Annotated in this window: 3 protein-coding genes; 2 read left to right on the forward strand and 1 reads right to left on the reverse strand. The window is 59.3% G+C overall.

Features of this window, described 5'->3' with window-relative positions:
- Positions 1-1,574, reverse strand: a 1,574-nt coding sequence (locus BQ8482_RS12780; RefSeq protein WP_208867666.1) for a tetratricopeptide repeat protein, incomplete at its 3' end; no start/stop codon positions are given.
- A 331-nt stretch (positions 1,575-1,905) separates the two neighbouring features.
- Here BQ8482_RS12780 and BQ8482_RS12785 point away from each other — a divergent pair.
- A complete protein-coding gene (locus tag BQ8482_RS12785; protein WP_123147960.1) occupies positions 1,906-3,345 on the forward strand; it encodes an IS1182 family transposase in 1,440 nt (479 codons plus the stop codon).
- Positions 3,346-3,720: 375 nt separating this feature from the next.
- Positions 3,721-3,882, forward strand: coding sequence for a hypothetical protein (locus BQ8482_RS38095; protein ID WP_165848549.1), 162 nt, complete (start codon positions 3,721-3,723; stop codon positions 3,880-3,882).
- Positions 3,883-4,080 lie beyond the last annotated feature (198 nt).

The raw sequence follows: 4,080 nt of genomic DNA on the forward strand, positions 1-4,080 counted from the left end.
CCGCAGTCAGTAATAGCCTTCACACCGTCACCTTTGAATAAAAAGGCCGCGCCGCGGTTCGCGAGTGCTTCAGCATAGTCTGGCCTTAGTTCGATGGCCTTGGCGAAGTCGGCTATGCCCTTGCCCAAGTCACCTTTCAATATATAAGCATTGCCACGCCAATAGAAGGGTTCGGGAAACTGTGGGTTCAACGCGATGCCCTTGTCGAAGTCGGCTATGGCCGAGCTCAGGTCACCCTTGAGTAGAAAGGCAAAGGCGCGATTGTTGAATGCTTCAGCATAGTCTGGCTTCAGCGCGATGGCCTTGTCGCAGTCGGCTATTGCCTTGCTCGGGTCACCCTTGAATCGAAAGGCAAAGGCGCGATTGTTGAATGCTTCAGCATAGTCGGGCTTCAGCGCGATGGCCTTGTCGAAGTCGGCTACGGCCTTGCTCAGGTCACCCTTGAATAGATAAGCAGTGCCACGGTTGTTGAATGCTTCAGCATAGTCGGGCTTCAGCGCGATGGCCTTGTCGTACTCTCCAACGCCCTTGTTCAGGTCACCCTTGGCTAGATACGCGTTGGCACGACAGTAGAAGGCTGGGGCGAACTGTGGCTTCAACTCGATGGCCTTATCGCAGTCAGTAATGGCCTTGTCTAATTCACCCGTTGCCCGATAGGCAGAGCCCCGACCATAGAAGGCTTCAGCAGCGTCCGGCTTCAGCGCGATGGCCTTGTCATAGTCTGCAACGGCCCTGTCGTACTCTCCAACGGCCTTGTTCAGGTCACCCTTGGCTAGATACGTGTTGGCGCGGTTGTTGAATGCTTCCGCAAAGTCCGGCTTCAGCTCGATGGCCTTGTCGTAGTCAGTAATGGCCTTGTCTAGGTCACCCTTTGCTTGATAGGCATCGCCCCGATTGTAGAAAAGCGCGGCAAACTGCGGTTTCAGCTCGATGGCCTTGTCGTAGTCAGTAATGGCCTTCGCACTGTCACCCTTGGCTTGAAAGGCCAAGCCACGGTTGTTAAATGCTTCCGCAAAGTCCGGCTTCAGCTCGATGGCCTTGTCGTAGTCAGTAATGGCCTTGTCTAGGTCACCGTTTGCTTGATAGGCATCGCCCCGTTTGAAGAAAAACCCGGCAAACTGTGGCTTCAGCTCGATGGCCTTGTCGTAGTCAGCAATGGCCTTCGCACTGTCACCCTTGGCTTGATAGGCAGAGCCGCGCTTGTTGAATGCTTCCGCATCCGCAGGCTTCAGCTCGATAGCTTTCTCGTAGTCCGCGAGTGCACGGTTGAAATCTCTTTTGCTTAGATAGACATTTCCGCGGCCGTAGAACGCTTCAGAACGTCCCGGCTTCAACTGTATGGCCCGGTCGTAATCGGCGATTGCTTGGTCAACTTCGCCTCTCATAGCATAGGCGTCGGCACGGTTGGTGAACGCCTCGGCATTTGCGCCGATCACCGCAACAATTCTCGTGCAAGCCTGAATCACCAAGTCCGCATCGTTGGCGCTACTGCAGTCACTCGCGTCATCAGCTTGTGTTGGAGACACCGCGCCGAGCGCCAATAGGGTCAATGCCGCGATTAGCCATCTGGCCATCGGTATGCCCTCCGACACGCACATGACTGACTCGTTTGCGCGCGCTGGCAGCTAGTATATCACAAAGCTTCAAGGTACGCGACAAGTCGCCCGTGAGTTGGGGAACAGCCCGCCCGTGCCTTGCGGCATCTACGCATGCGGAACGCTCTTACGGGCAGAGACTCGTGGCGCGTTGATCGGAAAGCCCAAGCCAAGCTGAGGACATTAATGTCCGCTTCCTATACAATAACAGGCTATCCTCGCGGACGTGCGAAATGACCGCCTTGGGTCCAGCCTGTGTGGAAACGCGTTGATTTGGTAAAGTGATTCCCGATCAGCGAGGGGAGTCGGGATGAAGCGGTTTGTCGAGGGCGAGGATCGCCGGCAAGTGACACTGCTTCCCGAGTGCCTGGACGATTACGTGACACAGGACAATCCGGTCCGGGTCATCGAAGTCTTCATCGACGAACTCGACCTCGGCGCCGTGGGCTTTGCCGGGGTCGTGCCGGAAGCGACCGGGCGGCCTGCCTATCATCCTGCGACGCTGCTGAAGATCTATCTCTACGGCTATCTCAACCGCATCCAGTCGAGCCGCCGGCTCGAGCGGGAGACCCAGCGCAACATCGAGCTGATGTGGCTGACCGGCCGGTTGATGCCGGACTTCAAGACGATCGCCGACTTCCGCCGCGATAATGGGCCGGCGATCCGCGCGGCCTGCACCCAGTTCGTCGTGCTGTGTCGCCAACTCAGTCTGTTCACCCGGGCTGTCGTGGCCATCGACGGGAGCAAGTTCAAAGCCGTCAACACCCGCGACAAGAACTTCACGGTGACCAAGGTCGCCAAACGCATCGAACAGGTCGAGGCCAGTATCGCGCGCTATCTGGCCGCGCTCGACCGTGCGGACCGGCAGGACGATGATGTCGCCGAGGCCAAGACGGTGCGCCTCAAGGAGAAGATCGAGGGCCTGCGGCGGCAGATGCAGTCCCTCAAGGAGATGGGCAAGCAGGTCGAGGCCGCGCCTGACAAACAGGTCTCCCTGACCGATCCCGACGCCCGGTCGATGGCGACCAGCGGCAAGGGCACCGGCATCGTCGGCTACAATGTCCAGATGGCCGTCGATGCCGAGTACCATCTGATCGTCGCGCACGAGGTCACCAATATTGGCAGCGACCGGGCGCAACTGACCTCGATGGGGAAAAAGGCGCGGGACGCTACCGGGTGCGACGAGATCACGGTGCTGGCCGACCGCGGCTATTACAACGGCGACGAGGTGCTGGCCTGCGAGGGCAGCGGCGTTTTGCCCTGCATTCCCAAGACACAGACATCCGGCAACGCCAAGCGCGGCCTCTTCACCGTGGCCGACTTCATCTACGACGCCGGGAAGGACCGCTACACCTGCCCGGCCGCCCAGCACCTGACCAGAGGAAAGGTGCGTTCGGACCGCCGGGACAATATCGATCACTATCGCAATCTCACGGCCTGTTCGTCCTGCGCGCTCAAACCCAGATGCACGCCCGACAAGCACAAGCGCCTGAAGCGCTGGGAACACGAAGGCGTCCTCGACGAGATGCAGGACAGGCTCGATCGCATGCCGGACGCCATGACCATCCGCCGGCAGACCGTCGAGCACCCGTTCGGAACGCTCAAGGCGTGGATGGGCAGTACCCATTTCCTGACCAGGACCCTCGAAAAGGTCAAAACCGAGATGAGCTTGCAGGTGCTCGCCTACAACATGAAGCGCATGATCAACATCTTCGGCGTCAAGCCGCTGATGACGGCAATCGCCGCCTGATCCGCGCCACGCCTGCCAGCGGCCTCATCGCTACCACGCTCAAAACAGTGGCCGTCCTACGCAATCTGCAATCGCGTTTTTCACACGACCTCGGTCAGATCGCGTCATGCAACGCTCGCGACTGAATGACCGCAAAAGGGTCGAACTCGGTCGTTTAGAGTAATTTGGGTTTGGGGCGAGAGCGACCGGCCATGAGGAGGTCCCGAACTGTGAAGGAGCGTGTCGGTCGGGCGCGCCTGATAGGGGGCCCCACATTCACCCCCACCCCAGCCACCGACGAACCCCGCGGCGCGGGTATCGGCCACCGGCCGCCCGGCGGCGGCGATCTCACCCGCTGGCGTTCTAGGGTCAAACTCTACCGACTGGCTGCCGCCAATGGCCGAGATGGATGGGAAGTTGCCGCTCGGCTCAACAGCCAGAACGAGCACGTTGCGCCATATTAAGACCTTTGCGTTCACTCTCGCGGAAGTCGCGTTCCGGACGTTTCTCGACATTCGTTTCGCCGAAGTGCTTCGCATAGCCAAGGCGACATCGTGAACCGAGAGGTCCCTACGGCACGGCCGCGACGAACAAGAACGCTGCGAAGATGACCAGATGAAAGGTCGAATTGCATCCGTGATCGCAATGCCGATCAAAGAACGCACGACAACTGCACCCGCTTCTTTCGCCGTACAGCAACTGCTGAGCCAACTGTCAGCCGCCCAGCGATGGGGAGTGGCTTGTCTTTCCGCTCAG

The sequence above is a fragment of the Mesorhizobium delmotii genome, assembly GCF_900149755.1.
In the GTDB taxonomy this organism is placed as follows: Bacteria; Pseudomonadota; Alphaproteobacteria; order Rhizobiales; family Rhizobiaceae; genus Mesorhizobium; species Mesorhizobium delmotii.